Genomic DNA, 21037 nt, shown 5'->3' on the forward strand with positions numbered 1-21037 from the left:
GATAGACCTCTTTTCTTAAGGGCTATTCTATCTTATTTGCTGCAATTTTTTGGTCTAGTTTTCGGGGAGTATTATACTATATTAAATTTCAAATCAGTCAATTTAGGAGAAGAGCATGATTCAACCGACCATGACACAAGTGATAAGCCACCTAACTGTCAAACAAGAAATCAAAAGACAAACTGATGCATTAGCTCGACAACTGATTCATGAGTTGAATATCCAATATGGCGATAACCTATATTTTCATTTAGGGTTATATCGAAAATGCGACAACTATACAGCAGTTAGAGATTGGGTCAAAGACAATTGCTGCGCTTTCAATTGCGGTGATTTTGATGATAGTTATCAAATGCTAAAGAAGAATTTTTTAGCGCTAATTACTAAAAAATATCAACAGGAAATGTACAACTAAGGGCCATTAAATGACTATTTTTTATTTGAAACAAAACAACATTACTGAGTTTGAATTCACGGTTTGCAAAGATTATTTCGAGACATCACTTGATCAGTTTATTGATCGATTGGCGCATATAAAATATCTTTGCAATTATTATCAAATAGATATTGATAAACTTACTGAGATTGTGCAAAAAGTGAGAGCATTTGACGCCAATATCTGTTGTAGCTATTGTAAAATCGCAAAACAGATTTATGAGCAAAGCTATATTTATCAGCATCAAGTTTTTAACTTTATTTGTGATGACTGTCATAAATTTATTTACTCAGCTAATCAACGAAATATGCAAAATTGTAGTCAAGATTTAAAAGATGACGACTGTCCCTTTTAAAATTACCCGTCCTAAGATTGTCGAAGGTAGGATTATTTGAGTCAGGCAGCATAGTCTGACCGAATTAATGAATAACAGTAGATGTGTTAAGCCTTAACAGGCGACACATATCCATTAGTAAAATGCAATTGTTCATGATTATACCAGTGTATCTAATCAAGGGTTGCTAGAGCAATATTATTTACCCCATTCCATGTAGCACCAACTTAAAAATGCAAGATAGTACCTACTTAAAATCGAAATTATCTCATTTCATATGAGGCTGCAATAGACAGGAGGGTCGCGGGCTTATTGTCTAACAATGAAAAAAATAGGTTTTAAAATATTTAAAGCATAAAGAAAATATGGTTGAAAATAACCCTTTAATCAAAAATATAATTTGTATAAATAGTGACAATTATACATAGCCGTTATTTAGATAAAGTGAATCTTTTAACAGCTTAAAAGATTTATTTTTGGTGATAGCGTCTTGCCCAATATAAAGAATGAAAAAGGTTAAAAATTAATTTTTTATTCGAACATCAACATTTAATCAGCCGTCTAATCATAAAGATTTACATGCTCAACATTGGCATCTTATAGCCAAGATAGCCCTTATAGCTATATTACAACTAAAAATTCACTAAAATAGCAGCAATAAGGTATTTAAAACTTGTGGCTAATTCTCATCATTTCTTAAAATAAGAAAGTCAATTAAGTCCCTAACATCTTTTTTAACATAGCCCATTCAGTTGATATCCATAAAACCAACCTGAAGTATCCTACTACCAAATTTCTCTGGATGTGTCTCGAAAATATCCGTATCTTCATCGATTTCGTTAAGGTTAAGCAGTATTCCCCTAAAATAGCGGATATCAAAATATAACCCTTTTAAACCTAAATTGCTGGCAACTTTTAAATTGTGATATTCCAATACCAGCAACTTTTTAAAAGTCACAAGATTTTGAGTGAAATACTCAACGACTTCTTTAACTGTGAGCTCATAGTGATAGTTTTTAGGTTTGCTTAAAACCAGTAATTTCTTTTTATCAATTTCTCGATTAAAAAATAATTTATAAAGCTTTTGTGCGCGGTAACTATTTAAATTTCCCTGAAGTTTTAATAAAGATTCATTGTTTAAATCAACATTAGGATAAAGTATAGAATTTGCATGATTGGGTAGATCTAAAAAATGATTTATTGAACAATTAATCATATTTTTAGATACAAAGTTCCCATCATCGATGGCTTTAAAAACATTGGCAGCTGCTTGCGATTTTAAACTACCACAGGCTCTGACTATTTTTAAAATTTCTGTCTGTTTTAAATAACTCATAACGCCTTCTGGAAAATTGCTGAGAAAACTCTAGCATAGCATAGCGTTAATAAAAATCATTAAATTTGCTATAGAAAAGTAGGTATACAGCAAATTTTACTTACATTAGTTTATAAATTTAGCGGGTTGTGTAACAGGATAAAAATAGGTATAGTAGAAAAAAGGGCTAAAAATGATAAAAAAGCAAGCAAAGACAAATACCCCCACTTCGTTTCGTATTCGTCATTTCTTGTGATGGGTAAACCCCCTCAACCCCCTTCCGAGTCAATTTGCTACGCAAATTGACTCGGCCGTACCTTTTTGCGCGATAAAAGCCTCGCGGAAAAAGGCAGAAAAACCATTAAAAGTTTTACGATGATGACAAAACGCCGACGCCAATCTATCCCGCTTGCTTTCAAAGTACCAAGTTTTTATCCGAGCTATCGAGGGACGCAGCTTAGTAGCTTAGTCTTTATTCCGGCAAGAAAATATCGACTCAAAAAAGCCAAAACGTTTGTGATAAAAAACCGTTTAATTAAATTATTAAACGTCCCAAAACCTTATCATTTGCCTACTGATGACACAGGTAAACAGCTTAATTATAAAACCTTAACATTTAACAAAATTAGCCGTATTAGACCCCAGTCGATCAAAATCCGTTTAAGTGATAGTGAGCTTTATCACTTAAAAAATAAAGCAAAAAAACGTGGGATGACAGTTGCCGCTTATATGCGAGAGTATGCTTTATCGCTCGAAGATCCCGTCCTCAAACGTACTCCGGCAAGATTGGATAAACAGTTTATTCGATTATTTGCGGGGGCTTGTAATAACTTAAATCAGTTGGTGCATTTGCTACATATCGATCAGCAACGTTTTGTCACTGTGGACTACTTACAATTGATTGTTGATGTGCAAGAAATGAACGAACTACTTTATAAAATTTATGGTGAAGCACAGCAAATTAGCCATCAATTAATCGCATCAAAAAATCCCACTACTAATCAAAATAATAACCAGCTATGTTAGTTAAATTCTTCGATCGAGGTCATGTTAAAAAGCATCATTCACTGGGTGGAGATGGGGCTAAAAATTACTTATTAAGCCCAGAAAGAGTAGCGAATGGTACTGCCGTTTTACTGCGGGGTAATGCTGACATTACAACGGAAGTGATAAATAGTTATGAATCACAAGGACAAATTTATACAGCAGGCTGTTTATCATTTGACAGTGAAGAATCTGCGAAGATGACAGAAGAAGAACAGCATGAAATCATGCAATCATTTGAAAATGCATTATTTCCAGAAATGTCTAAAAATCACTTTTCTGGCTACTGGGTGCGACACACCGATAAAGTTGATCCAACTACAAAAAAGGTGCGCTTAGAACTCAACTTTGTCTATGCTAACGTTGATTTAATCTCAGGTAATGCACTGACGGTGTATTACACAAATATTGATAATAAACGTATTGACGCTTGGAAGGACTGGACAAATTTTAGATATGGATTGAGTGATCCAAATGACCCAAAACGACGACAAGCCTTCGTGATTGATCGAAAACAACCGCTTACTAATCGCGTATTGCAGCAACAGATTTCTGAGCATTTACAGCAAAAAATTACCGATGGTAGCATTTTAAATCATGAGCAAATTAAACAAGCAATTAAAAATTTAGGCTTAGAGATTGTGCCGCTAAAGCGTGACCGTAATCAGATTAATATCAAAAATCCGTATGACGAGACGGCTGCCAATAGTATTCCTTTAAAAGGATTTATTTATGAAAAAGAGTTTGAACGCGAACGATTTATTTCAGAGCATCAAGCACAACGAGATGCAGATCCGCGAAATGAATATTACGCAAAAAGAGAACGAGCTAAGCGAGCGAGAAGAACATATGAAACAGAACTTACAAAACGTGCTGAACGACTTCGCAAACGCTTCAGAGAATCATATGCAACAAGCTCAATTGATGATCAACAACTGCAACAAATTGGTGAGCCAATTCGAGCTATTATTTCAGAAACTGAATCATCTGGAAATGATAAACCTAAACAAAAACCCTTCCTTAAACGAGCAGAGCGAAATAATAATCGAAATACAAAGGCTACTGACGCAACAAGCACAGCTCGAGCAGACAATGATCCAATCTTATCAACAGCTCGAGATGAATACTCAGACAAAAATAAGCCAATTAGAGAACCATTTAACCCACCAAAGCAATCAACAATATACCGATTTAATCAAGACTCTAGCACAGCAAAATTCGTCAACTTTGCGCCAAAAATCGTCATTAAATCAGTTGGTTTTAGTACTTTCACTTTCCAATACTACTTTGATAATCACACTTATCCTGGGGGTGACAGTAGGCTTTCAAAACAACGCAATCAAGTCAATTTGTTTACTAATCTTGATGGTGATCATCGTGATCAATTTAATAATAACATTCAAGCAACTACAAAAAGGCAAATAAATGAACAACCAAAACGACGCTCAGCTCTACAAATTATTTCTGAAACGCTCAGAGAAACTGTACAGCGAATTACACACCAAATTTACCAACCTCTCTACGCTTTTTACCAAAGAATTGGAGGGATTATCGGAGGGAGAAAACGCAATTATTTCAAAGTTAGACGAGCAGAATCAGCTACTGACCAAGCAAAACGAAGAACTGACGAAGCTTACTCAAACGCTAATCTCGTCGAATCAAGAATTCAAGACAGCAAACGACGAACAACAGCAACAAATAGCAAGCTTAGTTGCTACAGTGACCAAGCAGGAGAAATTAATCGAACGCTTGAATCAATTATTGAAAAATATGAACTAAAGAAAAAAGCCATTGAATTAGAAAAACAGCAAAAAGCGTTAAAAGAGCAAGCAAAAAATCAGCTAGATAGTAATAAAACGCTTAATGTGGAACCAAATTCAGTTTTAAATCACCGATTAGAAAATGAATTAGTGCCTGACCTAGAGGTTGATAAATTAGCATTGAAACAGCCTAAACTTCAACCGAAACCTGAAATTCCACTCTCTGATAAAAATCAAGGTCTAGCTAAAAAAGAGCCTGAAAAAGTAGTCATACCATCTCGACCAAAACCGAGATAATTATCCTAAGTTGTATGATTTATAGAGATCGTTTCAATTTGGCGATCTCTAACTTTTCCTAAACTAGCATTTAATGATGCAATAGTATTGATGGTATAAGTGGTTTTTCTGACTACCGCAGGGTATTTAAAATAGGCACTTAGCAAATGCCATTTGTCTCGCTAAGAAGCAATCACAGCAGTGTATTTAATGCCCCATATTCTATCAATTTTATCTAAAGCCAGTTCAGCCTAGTCCTTATTCACTGCATTATAGACAGGCTTTAAGCACCGTATAAAGACTTTCTGGTCACGACTTCCGACATAGTGAATGCTACTGCAGGTTTGATAAATCACATATACTTGAACTTCATTATTAGGAAATATTGCTTAAATAGCTTTATTTGTTTAAATATTTTAAGTTGGCTTTGAACTCGTCCATGCTTTTGATTTGGGTGACTAGTTGGTTTATCTGTCATTGCCTATTTTACTGTCAGGAGGATTATAAGCAGTTACGCACTTTCAGGAAAAACCTCGCATTTATTGAATTAAAGTGACCAAAGTTAATAATCTAACCACCTTGCGTTTCTTTAAGTTCTTTTAATAAGAACTTACAAATACTTTCTGGGGTTTTGCCTGCTTTTTTATAGCGATATTGATACTCCTTTTGTGCGTAAGACTTAATTTGGTCATCGTCTAAGTCCCATTTTTGTTGATTCGCTAAATCTGCAACTATACTCTGAACAGATACCGCATCTAGTGATTTTAATTTTGAATTGCTACACACAGCTTTATCATAAGCCCGAGTTGGTTTCTTACAATTTAGGATGATTGCTGCTTCATAACCAGTCGCAAATTGCATTTTTCTGTCCAAATAATCGTTATCAATGCTTGAAACACAGTCCGCAAAACTTGGTATTGATAAACAACTTAAAATCAACCCTGTCATTGTACGTAATTTTTTCATGGTTTTATCTTCCAATTGAGAAAGGTGTTTGAATTAAAGCTTTATGATTTTTTTATAAAAAATTTAGCCTGCCGACCAACCACAAGATATGCTCTTAGTTTTTTCATTAAAATTAAGCCCTACGCTTCCACTGCTATAGCCAATGCCATTGGCGGAGTGTTCACCAGCAATACTATCAGGATCTAGGATTTTACGTTTTTCAGAGGCGTATAATTTGCCTTTATTGGTATCAGCATAGAATTGATTACGAAGAGCCATAAATTTAGTATCAGCGAAGTAAAACAGCGTTTCACCTTGATACCCATTAGAATCCATTAATATTTTGGTCAAAGGATAACCAAATAAAATCGCATTTTTTAACGTAAATACCTTTTTACCCACATATGTCCCATCATCAAGTTTACGATGGTTTTCCATTTTAATCACAGAGGGTTTTAGATTCGTGGGAATTGACTTATCTAAATCAGGGGTTTCGCAGTTATCTTGTATCCCTTTTAGATAAGGCGTCCAATCATATGTCTTTGCTATGCTCAGTGATGATAAAAATAAACTAGCTACGCAAACTGCAATTTTTATATTCATAGTAGAATTTCCTTCTACAAAATCCGTTTATTAAAACCAGGCTTAAAACACCAAGCATAAATAAATTAAGAAATCATCACCTTAATATTGTTTATAGTTACAAATAGCTTAAGGCATAAAATCAACCGTGGTGGAGAAAAACTGATTATCAATCATCGCCACACAATAATTAACATTGCCATCTGACGCAGGGGTATAGGTGCCTGCATTCTCGCCATCGCCCATTAATGCGGTGTTATGATCCATCGTACACACCTTATTAGCATTTTTAGAAAAATTTAGTCTGGCATACCCTTGATCAGCGAAGAAAGCAAAACTCATAGGAATCACTTGCTTGGTTTTAGGATTTAATGCGGCATAATTTGTGACTTTCCCCCAGCCTTTAACTGACTTAGGTACATCAATGGGAAATAATACATAATTACGATTAAAGTTAATCGGCTTAGACAACTGCTGTTTATACAGCCCGATGGCTTGTGGACTGCAGAAATCTATCATAATGGCTTTATCATTCAGCGGTCGACAATTCTCTACACTAAAGCCTTGCACCTTCTGAGCGGCGTTGGCAGCGCTAGTTAAGCCCACTAGCATCAAAGTAGCTACAGATAGGTTGATAAATAGGGCAGTGGGTAAAAAAGCCTTCATAGCGACCTCAAATGGTGTTTAATAGTAAAAAATTGTTTAATCTTATTAATTATTAATCAAACTCGATAATCTTGCAACCCATTGATCCGCATCAAATTGATTTTTAGCGCGAAAGTCCTGTATTGGAAAGGGTGGGTAATTGATTTCAACCACAATACGAAACGAAGATAAATCGACGCGCTCATACCCAGGTGATTGATAAACCGTGGTAATCCCAGTGGCACTATTATGAGCAGCAGAAACACCGCCAGAGAACTTGGTTTTATGCTGGATATTTGAGACGTACCAACGCTGTACATCATGAAAATCACAGACAAGCATATTGTTTACCAGTCGGGTTTTTGGATCAATGCCCGTGGTGGATTGGGTAAAACCTATTTTGCGACGCGCAGCGTCGATCACAACGCCTTCACTTTCAAAATCGACTTGATAGCCTTGCTGAATAAAAGCTTGTTTATAATACTCATGGATTGGTAGATTGGTTGTGACCACTAAGCCATTGGTAGCTGCCACTCTGGCCTTAAAAATGGTGGCAACCACCCATATGACAGGAAGCTGGAGCAGTAGCATAATACCCAACCCTTTCATAAAGGCAGTGAAAAAATGACTTGGGACACTTAACCCATTAATAAAAGCTAAAATTAAACTAATAATGCCCATAACTTTAACGTAGCGTTTAAAACCTTTACCAGGTTTAGGTAGTCGATGAAACTTAGGCGGATTATTATCGAAGGCAGGAATTAATTGGATGGTCATGATAATCCTAAAAATTGGCGCAATCTTTGATGATTGACAATCGCATTTTGTCAACGGATGCCGGATAAACGAGTATTTTAAAAAATACTACGTTATTCGTAGTAAAAAATCAACGTAAATATACGAAATTCGTAGCTTTAGTGGTGGGATAAAGTTATGGGTTTACAACAATTATTTTCAAAGCGATTTAAAGAAGCTAGAAAAGCAAAACAACTGACACAAGAAAAATTAGGCATTTTAATTGGTTTGGACGAATTTGTAGCCAGCACGCGTATCAATCGTTATGAAAAAGGGGTGCACTTACCGGATTTATTAACACTTGAACGAATTGCCCAAGTGCTACAGGTATCACCAGCTTATTTTTTTGCAGATGATGATTTGGTGAAATTGATGAATAGTCAGACTAGCATTAACTCTAACCAATAATAACGTATACTTTGAATAGAGCTTTTTAAGGGTAAATGGTATTTAACACCGCCCATTGTATTAAGCAAAATCGACTAAATACCCTAGCACGGAATTTTTCCGTTATGCTAAGAAAATCGTATAATTGCTTTAAAATAAAATAACTAAAAATCAAATACTTGTGAAAGATAGTGCATCGAATTATTCGAAAATTCAGTGAACACGAAATTTTTCCGTATATCAGCCAACTAACTAGTCAATTACACTTACAGTTCACGCAATACTAATTTAAATATTACTCCTTAAGCTTTGTTGGCATTGTCATCATCAGGCGCATATTTAAGGATATCGCCAGCTTCAACTCCCAGCGCCTCACATAACTTACTCAACGTATCAAATTCAATACGGGTGGTATCGCCATTATAGAGGCGATGTAAGGTTGATTTACTGATATCAGTTGCTCTTATCAGATCAGCAACTTTCATACGTCGTTCAGCTAACAGCACAGGTAAATTACATAAGATCACAAAATTTCCTTACTGGTAAGTAAAAAGTATTTGCCAGCAACTACTTTTTACGATAGCATGTACTTACTGGTAACTACAAAGTATTTGTTGGCGAATATTTATTCTAAAGGGAGTAGGTATTATCTCATAAAAATTGTAGTTGCCATATTCAATTATTTCAATAGATAGTTAATATGCCAATGAGGTATGGAGACAGTAATGAAAAAAATGGTGTTACAGCAGCTATTGTTTAAGCAAAAAAGAAATGCGCTAATTCGTGAGCAGGCAAATTTAATTGCCAATAAGCTTATCTTAGAGTTTGAGGTGAATGAGGGAACAAGGCTTGCTTATTTTTTAACGGTGCCTCAGGGGTTGGATAATTTTATGGCGCTACGCGTCTGGGTAGAGCGTGAGTTGGTTCGTTTAGATGGGTTTTCCAGTCAATCTGATTTATCTCAATTGCATGATATTCTTTACGATGAGGTGCGTAATACCTTTGTCCGTAAATTTCCTGAGAATATGTTGCAACATGCTTAGCTGTGGCAGTCTTAACACTATTAGCAAATCAAGAGTAATACCGCTTTGATAGGCATATTACTCTTTTTGGTTTTAAAAGCTACTACAAATCACGGGCGTATTGTTTAACATAATTTCAGATAGGTGAAATATGGGTAAAAAACATTTAGCAAAATTTCTAAAGTTTAATATATTCAATCATTGTTATTCAGACAAATTGAACCGTCCTGGTTTTATCGGAGACAGGTTTGCTTGAGTCAGGCAGCATAGCCTGACGGAATTAATGAACAATAGTAGATATTTTCCGCGTCCACTACGAGCATAGCTCTCCGTCTTGCACTCGGGCAAAGCAGTGCTTCGCTAATCCTCGTTCAGGCGATACATATCCATTGGTAGAATGCAATCGTTCATGGTTGTACCAGTGTACCCAATCAAGGGTCGCCAATGCAACATCATTCACACCATTCCATTCAGGTTTAAAATAGTCAATCACCTCCGTTTTATATAGCCCATTCACGCTTTCGGCTAAAGCATTGTCTGAGCGAGGAATAGCGAAGCACTGCTTCGCCCGAGTGCAAGACGTAGGGCTATGCCCGAAGTGAAATCACCAGTCGTACCAACAGATGCGGCAAGCCCTGGCTGTTTGAGCCGTTCACTGTATTTGATGGATAGATACTGGCTACCCTTATCGCTATGGTGAATCACATTTTTTGGTCTATGCCTAGCATCCAGTGCTTGATTTAACGCATCAAGTACCAGTTGGGTATCCATGCGATTGGATACTTTCCAACCGACGATGACCCGTTTAAACACATCAATGACAAAGGCGGTGTAAACCTAGCCTGTTTTAGTCTTGATATAGGTAAAGTCAGCGACCTGAGGAGCACTGCTCCGCAAGAGTCTTTTCTTGTTTGGGGCATCGGCAGTAAAATTGCGTTTGACCAAATCAGCGGGTTTGTCTTGGTCATCACGCTGTTTGGTGGTGATTTTGCCTTTGCCCCGCCATACGCCTTGGATGCCAAGCTGTTTCATGAGCCTTTCAACAGTACAGCGAGCAAGCTTTGGTAGACCGTCTTGTTTGAGTTTGTGCCAGACTTTACGAATGCCATAGCGACAGCCACTGTCTCGCCAAATCTGTTTGATTTGCTCCATAAGGTGTTTGTCGCTTTGCTTGCGACGGCTTTGTTTTTCTGGGTTCTCTTGCTCGTCTTTGATACGATAGTAGGTGGATGGGGCGATTGGCAGGATTCTGCAAATCGACTCGACCCCATACTTTTTCTTTTCATCATCGATGAATTTGACCATTACTTCGGTTTGCGGCCCTTCTCCGCCTGGGCGAAAAAAGCAGCGGCTTTGCGAATGATTTCATTAGCCTGCTTTAATTCTTTGATTTCTCGCTCTAACTCGGCAATGCGGGCGGCTTGGCTTTCGGTGGTAACAGTGATGGGATTTTGCTTTGCTAGGTGCTTTTGATGCCATGAACGAAGGGTTTCAGGGGTACAGCCAAACTTCGGAGCAATGGCTTGTATGGCTGCCCAGAGTGAGGGATAATCTTTTTGTGATTCGATGAGTAATTCGACGGCTCGAGTCTTAATTTCAGTTGAGTATTGTTTGGTTTTCATAAGGGTATTGTCTCAGAGTTTTGGGTCTCCGACAATCCCGGGACGGTTCAGTTAGTCGAGCGAGATCGATTGATAGAGCGACATAAAATTATTATGGCAGCACTTACCCCTGCTCGTCAAATCAGCCAACGTTACAGTGCTAGAGAAATTAAATGGGTAGTTACTATTCCTGTAAAAGACTTACAAAAACAAGCTGATGATGTTGCCGAAAAAATCCGTCTGATTAACATAACAATTCAATCAGCCAACTGGCAAATTGATCTGACTTAATTTACACGCAATCTTTATTAAGTAATTTATAACTTTGAACATACTGGGCGAAGATCAAGACCCCAAACCGCCGTAACGAGGGGTTGAAAACATATCGCTATGGCAAAATGCATGGTAAGCATTAAGGGTGGGAAATGGCGACCAGTTCGACTCTGGAGTTACCTCTAACACCCAGTACTACGCACCCATTATAGCCAAGCTTTGCTTGTTACCTGTTAGACCTTACCACCTGATCTTGACAGTATGTTCACCTTTTTATTTCATCTATTATTCTTAAAAAAATATTACATATTATTTTTAGCTAGCCAATATTTTCATATATTAAAAGAGCCTAGCTGTGTACCAACCATTGTCAGTCTATTAACGCATATTAATGGTCACTTGGGTCAATCTCAGGTGAGCTTTCATGACGTAATGCGGCTACATCCTTAGCATTGACCGTGCTTTTAATCCCATTTAAATCCTCTTGGATATATTTAGTTACGGCTGCCATTTGCTCGTCATTTAGCATATCGCGAAAATATGGCATACCTCGTAAGCCATTAATCAAAATATTATAAATGTACTCTGATGAATGCATTTTTGGGTTGTTAGCCAGTGGTGGGTAATAGCCTGCGCCCGCCCCGCCTTGCCCTTGATGCAGATGACAACCTGCACAAGACTGGTGATAAATTTCTTTGCCATTGGTACTGCTAAAGCTACCATCATCACCAAACAGTTTATGCCATTTTTGATAATCGGCATCTTTTTCTAGCGGGGGTACGGCATTATAGTTAACAATGTGACCGCCAGTGTCTTGGGTCATTGCTTGATAGGCAGGTTCATCCGCTTTGGCTTGCGAATTAAATAGATAGACACTGCCCCAAGCCCGGTTATCCCGACTGGCGTAGACATCTACGGGTGCTGGTTTTATAGCATTGTTAGCTGCAGGTTGGGCGCTTAAGGTAGCATGCGATGTATTATTTGCAAACATACCCATCGCCATTGCTGAGCCACCGATTAATAAAACCGCTATGATGATGCCAGTGTTTGTTTTTTTCATATAAGTCTCACAATTGATTACCCGTTTAGAATTTTATGATGTAAACGCTTGGCTGTGTCAATACCTGATAAAATCGCCCCTTCTTGCCAGGCCGGTAAGTCTGAGCAATGCTCACCTGCCAAAACTACCCGATTATCAATTTGATTTAAGGTGCTATAGTATTGTTTACGCGTTGTACTATTCCAGATGCCATAACACCCCAATGTCCACGATACTCGATGCCATGCCCAAGAGGTACCGCTTCTAAATTCTTGTCGATACTGTGGGTGAATGCGTGAACCATACGCTAATGCGGCCTCAACACGCTCTTGCGGCGTAAGAGCATTAAACTTATAAGAAGCCGGGCCATAACTATAGCCGCCTAATAACACGGCGGGCCCTTTGGTAAATAAACCATTAGATGGATAAGCAATTTGGTTAATCGGCATATCGGTGTAGCTGACCCCACCATATATCCATTCATCTTCCTCCCAAAAACGGCGATTAAATTCAAGACCCACTTTAAACGAGGTTTCATAAGGAATGGCAGCAATCGCCTTTTTCATCTCAGTTGAGACTTCAACCTCAAGTTGGCTTAATACCGATAACGGAATCGTACAAATACAATAATCTGCCTGCAACTGCTCAACACCGCTATTGGGGTTTTGGGCATCTTGATGATAAATAGTTACGCCAGTCGAATTTTGGGCAATTTTAGTAACTTTGCGATTAAAAGTAATCATTTCTCGACATTCACGCGTAAAGGCATCACCAATTTTGCCCATACCACCCACTGGTTGAAACATTGGTGGGCTATGTTTTAATGAGAAAAAATTATAATCCATGCCCATTGTTGACCAAAATCTAGCATCTAACAATTCAGACAATGGTAGCGGCTGCGAGCTTTTCCATCTTGGCATAAGACCGCCGCCTGGCAAAATTGCCATACTGCGCTGCATAGCTAAGGTATCTGACGGTACATATTGATAATTGGTATTTAGCACGCCCCAAGTTTTTAACCAATCAAGTAGCTTTTCTTTGTCTTCGCGGGTTACGGTTTGGTCAAGCGCATTTTGTTGTAACGATTTGGCCAGTAACTGCGAAGTATAGCCCCGCATATCGCTTTGCACATCGCCCAATCGCTGTGGAACACCATTAAAATGATGGATACTGTGTAGATAAGCTTCATGGTTTTCTTGGATAAATGGCTCTAACGCCACGCCAAACTCCCGGCAATAATGAATAATGGCATAATGATGGTGCGGCAGTCGCCACGGCCCTGGGTTAAGATAATTACCCTCAGCAAAATCACAAGTAATCACATCCCCACTAATCTCGGTATAACGGTCGCCGCCACGTACAGTTATGCTACGGCCGCCACCGCGATTTTGATATTCCAATACCTTGACGTTGTAGCCTGCTTTTCTTAGCTCATAGGCGGCCGTCAGACCGGCTAAGCCTGCACCGAGTATTACCACTGACTTGCCACTCGGCGCGCCTTGTAGGTTGATGGCTTGTTTAAAACTAGACTCACCAGCAAATCCCAAACTGGTCATGGCCTGATACATGGTAGCTGCACCCGCAAGCTTACCTATCATGCTAAACAATGCTCGGCGACTAGGAGAATGAGGGGAAACTGACATAATAAGTCCTTAAAGGATAAATACGTTAAATAACTATTTATAAAAATTATTACTAGGCTAATGACATTATTTTTAGTAATTCACTGTCTCAATGTGGCATTCAAAGTCAGTAATTCACTCTATTATTGCTTGGGTTGTTGTATGGGTTCATGCCACTTAAGGTCATTATTATTTTCTGCCATAAACCTAGTATGAATCTAGAGCAACAAAAAAGGCTTGTTAAAGCAAATTAAAAATATCAAGCATGCTGTCTCTTTAAACACGGCGGCGCAGCAATAGCCACAGCAGTAAACCTAACAACCCAATACCGGCAATCATTCCCAGTATCGCCAACCATCCAGCATTAGCAATCAAGAAAGGCACGTCATTGGGCTGCTCAGCGAGCTTTTTTACATCACTTACTGTAAGCTCACTTGCGCTCATCCCCCCGATGTTGGTACGCACATAGTTAGCAATCTGGGCGATTTGTTCATCACTTAACTTGTTCGCAAAGCCTGGCATGTTAGGCAGGGTATCTAAGGGCGCTTTGCTACCATAGGCGATCACCTGAATTAGCCGCTTTGGCGTATTTTCGCGTAGTATCGATAGACCAGTTAATGCAGGATAGCTGGCTTCAGTTTGACCATGACCGTTAATGCCGTGACAGCTTGCACAATTATTGAGATACAGGGACTCACCTGTACCCGGTTTTGCCTTTTGTTGAGCGGCTTTTAATCTGTCAATTTGTTTTAAAAGATTGTAGGTGATATCTGAGTCTTGATTTTGTGGCAGTTTGGCCATATTAAGCGCGGCGGTCGTTGCGCCGCTTTTTACCGCAGGCACCGTTTTGAGATAGTCTGCCATCGCCATTAAGTCTGCGTCGCTTAAATGCTGCAAGCTATACAGGACAACTTTGCCCATTTCACCGCCAGCCAACGCCTGATGTTGTAATTCACCGGTTTTTAAAAATTTAACGATATCTTGTTTTGACCATCGCCCGATACCGGTGTCATTGTCTGTGGTGATATTGGGCGCTTGCACCCCTTGTATGGGTGCGCCGGCCAAATAATGCGAAAAATCATAACCCATCGTTGCGGTACGTGGTGTATGGCAATCGCCGCAATGCCCTAAGTTATCAACCAAATATTGCCCCCGTTTTTGGCTTTCGGTTAAATTAGGTGATACCGTCCATTTGGGGATATTAATCAGATTATAACCCTTCATCAATATGCGCATATTAAAGGGGAATTTCATCTGGGTCTTGTCTTTAGGGCTTTCATCAACTGCTTCAACTGTCTGCATAAATGCATACAAATCACTTAGATCAGGGTCGCTCATCCGGCTATAGGAAGGATAAGGCATGGCAGGATACAGCTGATGATCTGGGGCTTTGCCCTTTCTTATGGCGTCAGAAAATTGCTGCAAACTATAATGACCAATACCGTGGGTCAGTGATGGGGTAATATTGGTGGAAACTACGATACCCATTGGCAACACAAATTTTTCACCCCCGCTATAGTTTTCGCCATGACACCCGGCACAGTCTGCCGCCCGAGCAATATAGGCACCACGAGCTATCGCTGCATTGTCTTGTGATGTAGTGACAGAGGAGGTTGCAGGTATATTAATGGGTGAAGGCGCATTGGATAGCGCTTCTTGTGCAACTGATTGCTTCGTTCTAATGGCGGCTGTCGAAGCGGTATTTTCAGCGTTAGCGTCAGTAATACCACTCAATATGGCAAGGGACGATAGGATGAACAGACCTGATATATTACCAACTTTACATCTTTTTAGCCGATTAACGGTTTGTCGCGGCCGGGTACTGATAGGATTGGTAAGGCTAATCGAAATAATAGAAGGCATAAATTTTTGCTCATAATTCTTTATATTTTTACAGGTTTATGGGTTTTTTAAAACTTAATAATCAAAACAATGTAAGTTTATTGATATTTTTATTTCAACATCTTCAATGTTATGTTCGAAAATTATCAAAGACGTTGAAACATCGATTTTTAATATCAGAGACTAAACTAATTATTAGTGGCTTTGCATGAAACTTATCAATAACATAAGGATATTATCTATAAGTTGAGATGACTTTACCATTTTTTATCCAAACATAGTATGCAACATCTATATCAACGTTCAAGCCATTTTTTAATTATTGATTAACACTGGTCTATTTTTATAAAAACTAGTAATTCACAGTATATTAAATAAATTCTTCCAATAAGAAAAGCATGATTTGATTTGATGTATGTTGAAAAAAACGGAAGAAAATATTTGGTAAACTGACAACCTAAACAGGAGTTTACCATGACTAAGAAAAAAGTAGAATACAGCGAAAGTGACCCCTGCTGTCAACAACGGAATAAAACACTTGGTAGATTATGTCAGGCAGCCTGACGGTAAAAGTCTTGGAAACCCCCGCAGGTGACTTAAAGCCTAACCCTTTTTGTATTCTTTGACGGTTGTAAAAAATCTCAATATACCTTGTGACATCAGCGATGGCTTGCTGACGAGTTTCATAAATCCTATGGTAAACTAGCTCATTTTTTCTTGCGAAGCAGTGCTTCTCACCACAGACGCTCTCAATCGGAGCATTATCATAGCATGAACGAGGAATAGCAAAGCACTGCTTTGCCCGAGTGCAAGGCGAAAGCTATGCCTGAGTACCTTTTCGGCTCATAGAGCCAGCAAAGCCATGCTTTTGAATAATTTGGCGATACTGATAACTGCAATATTGACTACCCCTATCAGAATGCACGATAAGCCCTTTAGCGGGTCGTTTATACTTGATAGCGTTGTTTAAAGCCTCGCAAACCAAATCAGCGGTCATGCGTTTATTTAACGCATAGCCCACAATCTCTTTACTATACAGGTCTTTGACCGCTGCTAGGTACACCCAGCCTTCATTGGTCCAGATATAGGTAATATCGCTGACCTGAGGAGCACTGCTCCGCAAGAATTTTTTCAATATTGGGTGCTGTCACATCAAATTGCTGTTCAAGCAAGTTATCATAAACAGGCTTTTCGTGATTTGAGTCAGTAGTGACTTTAAATCGTTTGTGGCGTTTGCAGTAAATCCCATGTTCTTGCTTAATCTGACGCACCATGTAGGGGCTAATATTATGCCCTTGGCTGATTAGATACTGATGTAGCCGTTCATGCCCATAGCTTTGCTGTGTATCCATATGAGCGGATTTGACCAGTAGCTCACAGTGATTATGGTGCTGTTTTCGTTTGCTAATCCCACGATTAAGCCAGTCATAGTAGCCTGAGATTGATACCTCAAATAGCTTTGCCATGCGAGTCAGGCTGAACTTTAACCGATTCTGCTGCATGAAGGCGTACTTGGCTATTGGTACTTGAGCATAGCTCTCGCCTTGCGTCGGGGCGAAGCAGTGCTTCGCTTACCCCTCCTCATTTAGGATTTCTCGTTCTTCTTGGGCGATTTTTAGCTGTTTTTTAAGGTCTTTGATTTCATCTAAGGCGGCTATAAGTTCAGGGTTATAGTTTTGTGTGCCTGCAAGTACGCCATTTTCAGCCTTCCTATGCCAGTTTGCTAGTGTGTTCATGGGTATGCCTAATTCTTTGGCGGTTTGGCTGATATTGTTTTTATTTTCTATGATTTTGGCGATGGCTTCGGCTTTGAAACTTTCGCTGTATTCTGTTATTTTCTTGGTCATGGTAAACTCCTGTTTAGGTTGTTAGTTTACCAAATATTTTTGTCCGTTTTTTTCAGCATACATCATTGTTCTTGGGTAAGGTGTGTATTGTTTCTTGTCGTTTGATATGTGAGAGTTGAAAAGCGAGTGCAACAGCATACACTTTACTTAGCTCTTTGTTCATATTAAACGTTGGTCTTCATGCTACAATCTAAGAATTAAAATATCAAAAGCTTAAACCGCTTATTTCTAAAAATTTATTTTTACCAAAAAATATAAGCGCCTAACACAGCCCCAAAAACTGCGTTTAAACGTTGTCACAACTGTTACCGTTTTAATTAAATCATCGCACATGATCTTGGGTGTAAAAAAAGATTAATATTGGATATAAGAGAGGAAAATTGCATGAAATTTGTCGCAAAAACCCTGGTTTTAGCAGCCCTTACCATTGGTGTTAACCAAATTGCCAATGCTGATATCACTATTTATGCTGCTGCCAGCATGACCAATGCCATTAACGATATCAATAAACTGTATACAGAACAATACAAAACCAAAGTAAAAACCTCTTATGCTGCCTCATCAACCCTTGCCAAACAAATCGAACAAGGGGCAGGGGCAGATGTATTTATCTCAGCAGACACCGCTTGGATGGATTATTTAAGCAAAAAAAATAAGATTATTGGTGGCACTTACAAAAATATTTTAGGCAACCGTCTGGTTTTAATCACACCAAAATCAAAACCTATTACCACACCAATTAGAATGGATAAATCCTTTAATATAGGTGGAGCATTCACGGGCAAATGGTGTACAGGTAATACATCAAGTGTACCAGTCGGCAAATATGCGAAACAAGCCATGACCAATCTTGGCTGGTGGGATACGCTCAAACCACGTCTTGTTGAAACCGAAGACGTACGTGCGGCGTTAAACTTTGTTAATCGTGGGGAATGTCAGCTTGGTGTCGTGTATGCAACCGATGCAGCGGTGGCCAAAAATGTACAAATTATTGGTGTGTTCCCACTGACTACGCATACACCGATTGTTTATCCCATTGCTATGGTTAAGAAAAACGCTGAAGCACAGCGCTATTACCAATTCTTACAATCCGCTCCTGCCAAAGCGATTTATAAAAAATATGGCTTTAATGGGCTGCAATAAGCAATCAAATAACTATGTTAGCCCCCAATTTGACGCCAGAAGAAATTGAAGTGATTAAGCTATCTTGCCAAGTGGCAAGTTTTAGCTTGCTGATTAACCTTGTCCCTGCCATTGGCATGGGGTGGTTGCTCGCTCGTAAGGATTTTTGGGGTAAATCGTTATTTGAAACTTTGGTATTTTTACCGCTTGTATTGCCGCCAGTTGTACCAGGTTATATCTTGCTTGTGCTATTTGGCAATGAAGGCTTAATTGGCAAATACCTAACAAAAATGGGTTTTGAGCTTGCTTTTAACTGGAAAGGTGCGGTCTTGGCATCGGCAGTTATGGGTTTTCCACTCATGGTACAGTCAGCTCGTTTGGCAATTGAGTTGGTCGATAAACGCCTAGAAATAACTGCCATGACACTGGGTGCAAGCCATTTGCGGACATTTTTCCAAGTGACATTACCGCTGTCGGGTGCGGGGATTGTGATCGGGGCTATTTTATCGTTTTGTCGCAGTTTGGGGGAATTTGGGGCGACCATTACTTTTGTCGGTAATATTGAGGGCGAAACTCGGACACTACCGCTTGCTATTTACAGTCTATTACAACAGCCTGATAGTGATTCCCAAATTATGCGCTTGTTGGTCTTATCGGTTGGTATTGCATTTATGGCATTGTGGTTGTCGCAATGGTATGGGCGTTATAGGAAACGCAAACTGGCTTAGCTTCTCACCTTACAATAAATTCTACCTTAAACGAATATTATTATGATAAATATTACCCAACCGCTTGTTTTTGATTGTGATTTTTTACTAAGCTTGGGTAAATTTCAGCTGTTAGCAAATTTACAATCAACCAAGCAAGTTATGGGATTATTTGGTGTGTCGGGTTCGGGTAAAACCAGTATTTTGCACAGTATCGCGGGAATTAATACACCCAAACAGGGTAAAATCATCATCAATGGTCAGACATGGTTTGACAGCCAAAAGAAAATCAATCTATCGACTCAGCAACGACGAGTGGGTTTGGTGTTCCAAGATGCTCAAATTTTTCCCCACAAATCTGTCATGGAAAATTTATTGTTCGGCTATCGTAATATCTCACCAGAAAATCGGCGGTTTCAAATTGATGAAATTATCGACTTGTTAAAACTTGAGCATTTGACTCATCGAATGCCAACCAAGCTGTCAGGTGGTGAAAAACAGCGAGTAGCTTTGGGGCGGGCTTTGCTATATTCTCCGCAATTATTGCTTCTTGATGAGCCGTTATCCGCCTTAGATAGTATTCATAAGCAAGAGATTTTGCCGTTTTTTCAACAAATCATCACTACTACGCAAATTCCTATTCTGTATGTTAGCCATGATAAAGACGAAATATCGGCACTAACTGATGAGATTTATTTTCTATAAAGAAAGGTTCGGCACAATGTGCACAGTACGGTCGTTTTATATACATTTCACCCATTATCAATTTTAAAAATACTCGACTAATTTCCTTAGCGTACTATTTTCTCCGAATTCTGTGCTGACTGCTAGGAATTCTCAGCATATTGAGCTTGTTTCCACATTTCGGGTACATGTGGGAAATTAACAAATTCAAAATCGGTGCGTACTCTATATTCTGATAAATTCGCAGGTTCAAATTTCTCGTGATACCTTTCATCCCATAAAATCAATAGAAATCTTTTGTAAAGAGCTTTCCATTGATTTAAATCTTTTTTATAAACCTTAAAAATTTAGGTAGTGTTTCAAATGCAGTAATAAAATTATCGCATTGATTGCTTGAAATTCGGATATAGTAAATACTTAACTGTTTCAACTAACTACAAACCTGTTACACTTGTGTTTTGGGCTGTGGTATAAAAAGTATGCCCACTATACCCAGCCATAATTGACATAGTGAAACAGTAAATCAAACGCTTTAAAATGATTTGCTAGCTTTTTCGAAAAACAGCTTGTCTTTCGAAAGACTCGCCTAAGCCTTTGCCTAAAACGATTGTTATTACCTTCAATATCAACCGTATGGTATTTACCCACCTTTTTAAAATCAAGATCAAAGGCAGTTAAAAAGCTATCCCAGTTATCACAGCAGACATAGCCAAAATCAACACCTAATTCATCAAGCTTGGCTCGTAGCTGTTTGGCTGT

20 protein-coding genes, 2 pseudogenes and 1 other annotated feature are annotated in these 21037 nt (G+C 38.7%); of the genes and pseudogenes, 10 read left to right on the plus strand and 12 right to left on the minus strand.

The window, feature by feature from the left end:
* Nucleotides 1-115 precede the first annotated feature (115 nt).
* Entirely contained in the window at nucleotides 116-415 is a 300-nt protein-coding gene (locus tag ACH0AB_RS10720) for a hypothetical protein (protein WP_060996139.1), read from the plus strand.
* 10 nt (nucleotides 416-425) lie between these two features.
* Nucleotides 426-791 carry a hypothetical protein gene (locus tag ACH0AB_RS10725; protein ID WP_060996140.1) on the plus strand — a complete coding sequence of 122 codons (366 nt, stop codon included), beginning with the start codon at nucleotides 426-428 and terminating at the stop codon, nucleotides 789-791.
* 727 nt (nucleotides 792-1518) lie between these two features.
* On the opposite strand, the gene ACH0AB_RS10730 is transcribed toward ACH0AB_RS10725, so the two are convergent.
* Nucleotides 1519-2106, minus strand: a complete 588-nt coding sequence (locus ACH0AB_RS10730; RefSeq protein WP_060996141.1) for a hypothetical protein — start codon at nucleotides 2104-2106, stop codon at nucleotides 1519-1521.
* 354 nt (nucleotides 2107-2460) lie between these two features.
* On the opposite strand from ACH0AB_RS10730, the gene ACH0AB_RS10735 reads away from it, so the two are divergent.
* Both ACH0AB_RS10735 and ACH0AB_RS10740 read left to right on the plus strand, forming a co-directional pair.
* A complete protein-coding gene (locus ACH0AB_RS10735) occupies nucleotides 2461-3111 on the plus strand; it encodes a plasmid mobilization protein (protein ID WP_065253214.1) in 651 nt (216 codons plus the stop codon).
* Nucleotides 3105-5186, plus strand: a complete 2082-nt coding sequence (locus ACH0AB_RS10740) for a hypothetical protein (RefSeq protein ID WP_065253213.1) — start codon at nucleotides 3105-3107, stop codon at nucleotides 5184-5186. Before ACH0AB_RS10735 ends, ACH0AB_RS10740 begins: the two co-directional genes overlap by 7 nt.
* Before the next feature lie 549 nt (nucleotides 5187-5735).
* On the opposite strand, the gene ACH0AB_RS10745 is transcribed toward ACH0AB_RS10740, so the two are convergent.
* From ACH0AB_RS10745 to ACH0AB_RS10760, 4 genes are all read right to left on the minus strand, one after another.
* Nucleotides 5736-6131 (minus strand): hypothetical protein, encoded by a 396-nt coding sequence (locus ACH0AB_RS10745; protein WP_060996144.1) that lies wholly within the window; start codon nucleotides 6129-6131, stop codon nucleotides 5736-5738.
* A gap of 63 nt (nucleotides 6132-6194) precedes the next feature.
* The gene (locus tag ACH0AB_RS10750) at nucleotides 6195-6713 is read right to left on the minus strand and encodes a hypothetical protein (RefSeq protein ID WP_060996145.1); all 519 of its coding nucleotides are present in this window, start codon (nucleotides 6711-6713) and stop codon (nucleotides 6195-6197) included.
* Between the two features lie 108 nt (nucleotides 6714-6821).
* Nucleotides 6822-7358, minus strand: coding sequence for a hypothetical protein (locus ACH0AB_RS10755; protein ID WP_060996146.1), 537 nt, complete (start codon nucleotides 7356-7358; stop codon nucleotides 6822-6824).
* Nucleotides 7359-7403: 45 nt separating this feature from the next.
* The gene (locus tag ACH0AB_RS10760) at nucleotides 7404-8114 is read right to left on the minus strand and encodes a hypothetical protein (RefSeq protein WP_060996147.1); all 711 of its coding nucleotides are present in this window, start codon (nucleotides 8112-8114) and stop codon (nucleotides 7404-7406) included.
* Between the two features lie 156 nt (nucleotides 8115-8270).
* Between ACH0AB_RS10760 and ACH0AB_RS10765 the strand changes: the two genes are divergently transcribed.
* Nucleotides 8271-8540 (plus strand): helix-turn-helix domain-containing protein, encoded by a 270-nt coding sequence (locus ACH0AB_RS10765; protein WP_036596867.1) that lies wholly within the window; start codon nucleotides 8271-8273, stop codon nucleotides 8538-8540.
* A 281-nt stretch (nucleotides 8541-8821) separates the two neighbouring features.
* On the opposite strand, the gene ACH0AB_RS10770 is transcribed toward ACH0AB_RS10765, so the two are convergent.
* Entirely contained in the window at nucleotides 8822-9046 is a 225-nt protein-coding gene (locus tag ACH0AB_RS10770; RefSeq protein WP_036596869.1) for a helix-turn-helix domain-containing protein, read from the minus strand.
* Between the two features lie 198 nt (nucleotides 9047-9244).
* On the opposite strand from ACH0AB_RS10770, the gene ACH0AB_RS10775 reads away from it, so the two are divergent.
* On the plus strand, nucleotides 9245-9562 hold the full coding sequence (locus ACH0AB_RS10775) for a hypothetical protein (protein WP_060994299.1): 318 nt from the start codon (nucleotides 9245-9247) through the stop codon (nucleotides 9560-9562).
* Nucleotides 9563-9854: 292 nt separating this feature from the next.
* On the opposite strand, the pseudogene ACH0AB_RS10780 reads toward ACH0AB_RS10775, so the two are convergent.
* Nucleotides 9855-11163, minus strand: a pseudogene (locus ACH0AB_RS10780) (IS3 family transposase).
* Nucleotides 10772-10888, minus strand: a sequence feature (AL1L pseudoknot). It overlaps the preceding pseudogene by 117 nt.
* On the opposite strand from ACH0AB_RS10780, the gene ACH0AB_RS10785 reads away from it, so the two are divergent.
* Complete coding sequence (locus tag ACH0AB_RS10785) at nucleotides 11149-11433, plus strand: DIP1984 family protein (protein WP_406878144.1); 285 nt, start codon at nucleotides 11149-11151, stop codon at nucleotides 11431-11433. The pseudogene ACH0AB_RS10780 and the gene ACH0AB_RS10785 sit on opposite strands and share 15 nt — an antisense overlap.
* Before the next feature lie 370 nt (nucleotides 11434-11803).
* Here the strand turns inward: ACH0AB_RS10785 and ACH0AB_RS10790 are convergent, their stop codons facing one another.
* The 4 genes and pseudogenes from ACH0AB_RS10790 to ACH0AB_RS10805 all read right to left on the minus strand — a co-directional run bounded on the left by ACH0AB_RS10790 (nucleotide 11804) and on the right by ACH0AB_RS10805 (nucleotide 17765).
* The gene (locus ACH0AB_RS10790; protein ID WP_406878145.1) at nucleotides 11804-12475 is read right to left on the minus strand and encodes a c-type cytochrome; all 672 of its coding nucleotides are present in this window, start codon (nucleotides 12473-12475) and stop codon (nucleotides 11804-11806) included.
* Nucleotides 12476-12492: 17 nt separating this feature from the next.
* A complete protein-coding gene (locus ACH0AB_RS10795; RefSeq protein WP_406878146.1) occupies nucleotides 12493-14097 on the minus strand; it encodes a flavin monoamine oxidase family protein in 1605 nt (534 codons plus the stop codon).
* Nucleotides 14098-14352: 255 nt separating this feature from the next.
* Complete coding sequence (locus ACH0AB_RS10800) at nucleotides 14353-15939, minus strand: cytochrome c (protein WP_406878147.1); 1587 nt, start codon at nucleotides 15937-15939, stop codon at nucleotides 14353-14355.
* Between the two features lie 530 nt (nucleotides 15940-16469).
* Nucleotides 16470-17765, minus strand: a pseudogene (locus ACH0AB_RS10805) (IS3 family transposase).
* Nucleotides 17766-18149: 384 nt separating this feature from the next.
* On the opposite strand from ACH0AB_RS10805, the gene modA reads away from it, so the two are divergent.
* The 3 genes from modA to ACH0AB_RS10820 are packed head-to-tail and all read left to right on the plus strand — an operon-like array spanning nucleotide 18150 to nucleotide 20299.
* Nucleotides 18150-18908: a molybdate ABC transporter substrate-binding protein gene (modA, locus tag ACH0AB_RS10810; RefSeq protein ID WP_406878148.1), complete on the plus strand. Its 759-nt coding sequence runs from the start codon at nucleotides 18150-18152 to the stop codon at nucleotides 18906-18908.
* 14 nt (nucleotides 18909-18922) lie between these two features.
* On the plus strand, nucleotides 18923-19615 hold the full coding sequence (modB, locus tag ACH0AB_RS10815; RefSeq protein WP_406878149.1) for a molybdate ABC transporter permease subunit: 693 nt from the start codon (nucleotides 18923-18925) through the stop codon (nucleotides 19613-19615).
* A 42-nt stretch (nucleotides 19616-19657) separates the two neighbouring features.
* Nucleotides 19658-20299, plus strand: a complete 642-nt coding sequence (locus ACH0AB_RS10820; protein WP_159375491.1) for an ATP-binding cassette domain-containing protein — start codon at nucleotides 19658-19660, stop codon at nucleotides 20297-20299.
* 465 nt (nucleotides 20300-20764) lie between these two features.
* Here ACH0AB_RS10820 and ACH0AB_RS10825 read toward each other — a convergent pair.
* Nucleotides 20765-21037 (minus strand): IS1 family transposase (locus ACH0AB_RS10825; protein ID WP_406878150.1); only part of this gene is annotated, 273 nt, incomplete at its 5' end.

The organism is Moraxella sp. 179-F 1C4 NHS (assembly GCF_045370505.1).
In the GTDB taxonomy this organism is placed as follows: Bacteria; Pseudomonadota; Gammaproteobacteria; order Pseudomonadales; family Moraxellaceae; genus Faucicola; species Faucicola tetraodonis.